Annotated in this window: 2 protein-coding genes; both read right to left on the bottom strand. The window is 56.2% G+C overall.

Annotated features, from left to right (window positions below; translation table 11 throughout):
- Positions 1–453: 453 nt before the first annotated feature.
- Positions 454–996, bottom strand: a complete 543-nt coding sequence (locus KNW02_RS20380; RefSeq protein ID WP_216035009.1) for an AAA family ATPase — start codon at positions 994–996, stop codon at positions 454–456.
- 158 nt (positions 997–1,154) lie between these two features.
- On the bottom strand, positions 1,155–2,366 hold a 1,212-nt coding region (locus tag KNW02_RS20375), incomplete at its 5' end, for an amidase (RefSeq protein ID WP_216035008.1).

Genomic DNA, 2,366 nt, shown 5'->3' with positions numbered 1-2,366 from the left:
TAGAGCGTTCCGTGGGTTCTCCGCATGTCTTCCTCCATCGCAAAAGGACGGCACCCGCCGCCCAACGTTCAGGATACAGACAGATCCGCCATGGGCCGGGCCGATGGAAAAGACATGCGGTCTTACGATCGAGTAATCTCCTGTGTCATACATGCGCCGAAGCTCTGTTTGGCGTCGATCCGACAGCTTTGGCTTTTTACCCTTCAGCTTTCCCTTCGCGCGGGCAACTGCCATACCCTCTTTGGGGTCTGCTCCGGCTCAGTGCAAAATCCTACGCTAAGAAATATTTTTCCCTGACGCTGGCACCCTTTGCGGAATTTACATTTAGACATGAGCTGAGATGCACGACTTCGCTATCTGAGAGCCTATTTTACATCCGTTTCACAAACCTGCGTTTGTGAAAGCCGCCATTCGCTGCGCTGCGCATAAAATCACACATGCGGGACGAAGCGGTCATTCCGCTTTCAGGTGATCCAAGACGAAAGCAACACGCTCTCCGACTGACACCGTGGGAAGCTCGACAAGTTGGTAGCCGAAGCGGGTGTAAGTATCCGCCATGACCCGGTTGGTTGCCTCGGCTTCCTCGTGATCCTGCTTTCTTTCGGCGTCCTGCCCGAAAATGTCCTCCCAATATGGGGCGATGAAGACCATCCTGTTGTAGCGATATGTCTTCGCGGCAGCCTCCACATGGGCGGGAACCCGAAGGCCAGACAGCGTCAGATAGCCGACAACATCGGGAACTCCCCTGTCCATAAGCACCGGCTTTTCCAGAGCCGAAGCTTCATGCCACGACCGCAACTCCCATCCGAGCATGAGTTCGGCAAACATGACTTTGTCTGCCCATGGCAAAGCGGTGCCCCTAATCTGAACCTGATCGCGAATGATTGCCCGCCCGGCCTCTGGCATCGAGGCAAATCCCCTGTCGCGCAGGGCGTCGATCAACGTGCTCTTGCCGGAACCGGGGCCACCAGTCACGACAAACATATTGTCACACATGTGCCATCCTTATTTTCCATTGGAGGGGAGCGCGCTGATGATCGACCCTGCAGGTCGATCTTTATGCGCGTTCCTACAGGCTAACGTCATCGACGAAGGTCAGCAATGGGCTCCAATGGAGGGGGTGCGAGCTGATCAATCTCGGGTGCCATTTCGGGTCAGACAGGCGTTGAACTATGATCTAGCGCAACGATCTTTTCCACAATGGCGCAAAGGCTAAGGACGCCGTTGTCATCCAGATGGCGTCCCATGATCTGCAATCCGATTGGTCGGCCATCCTTGGTGAAACCAATGGGCACTGAAGCGGCAGGCAACCCGGTGAAATTCGCGAGCGCGGAGAACGGAACCCATGACGACGGTGGCACCACCTGCCCTGCAATCTTGTCAGGGCCGTAGGTATCAATCGGAAAGGCGGCGCTTGCGGTTGTGGGGGTCAGCAGAAAATCGAAATCACGCATGAAGTCCGCAGTGATATTTGCGATGCGCTTGCGGTCCATGATGGCGGCTGTGAACTGGTCCCCTGTCCAGGTTCGCTCAAGAATGCTTCCGATCCAGCCATCAAGATCAATGCCCTGCTCCGCAGCCATAGCTTTCAGACCAGCCCGATCCGTCTCAAGCGCAACAAGCGTGTCGAGCAATCCTTCGGTATTGCCAACGGCCGGGTAAGCACATTCGATATGGCTGATTGCCGTTCTCAAACGCCCAACAGCCTGTTCAAAAACAGAGCGGACTTCCGGATCCACGATCGCAAAGCCGAGGTCGTCCGAGAATGCGATGCGGATGGTTGCCATTGCGTCCAAACTACTCAAACCCCAATCACTGCTCCCGGACGGAATAGAATGACGGTCGTAGTCTGAGGGGCCGGATATGACGGAAAGCGCAAGTGCTGCATCGGCTGCATTTCGGGTCAAAGGGCCAATGTGCTCAAGGCTCTCCCAACTTGACTGTCCGGGGTAGCCTGGATCGCGGCAGCTTGGGTATAGAGGCACCCGTCCCCAAGACGGCTTCATGCCGAAGACGCCGCAAAGTGACGCCGGGATGCGTATCGAACCGCCACCATCGCTACCCAGGGCCAATGGAACCATGCCGGTTGAAACGGCTACTGCCGAACCGGCGCTCGACCCACCCGGCGTTAGAGCCACATTCCAGGGATTGCGGGTTGTGGGGAAAACGTGATTGTGGCCAACGCCACCATAGCCGAATTCAGACGTGTTTGTCTTACCGATGATTGTCGCACCAGCTCTTCTCAGGCGTTCGACAACTATGTCATCTTGCTCAGGCACAAAATCCGCATAGAGGCGTGATCCAAAAGTTGTTCGCATCCCTCGGGTGCAAATCAGGTCTTTCACAGCAACCGGAACGCCCGCCAG

It is taken from the genome of Paracoccus marinaquae (assembly GCF_018860165.1).
In the GTDB taxonomy this organism is placed as follows: domain Bacteria; phylum Pseudomonadota; class Alphaproteobacteria; order Rhodobacterales; family Rhodobacteraceae; genus Paracoccus; species Paracoccus marinaquae.
Note: the sequence above shows the minus strand (reverse complement) of the source record. Positions and strands in the feature narration are given on the sequence as shown.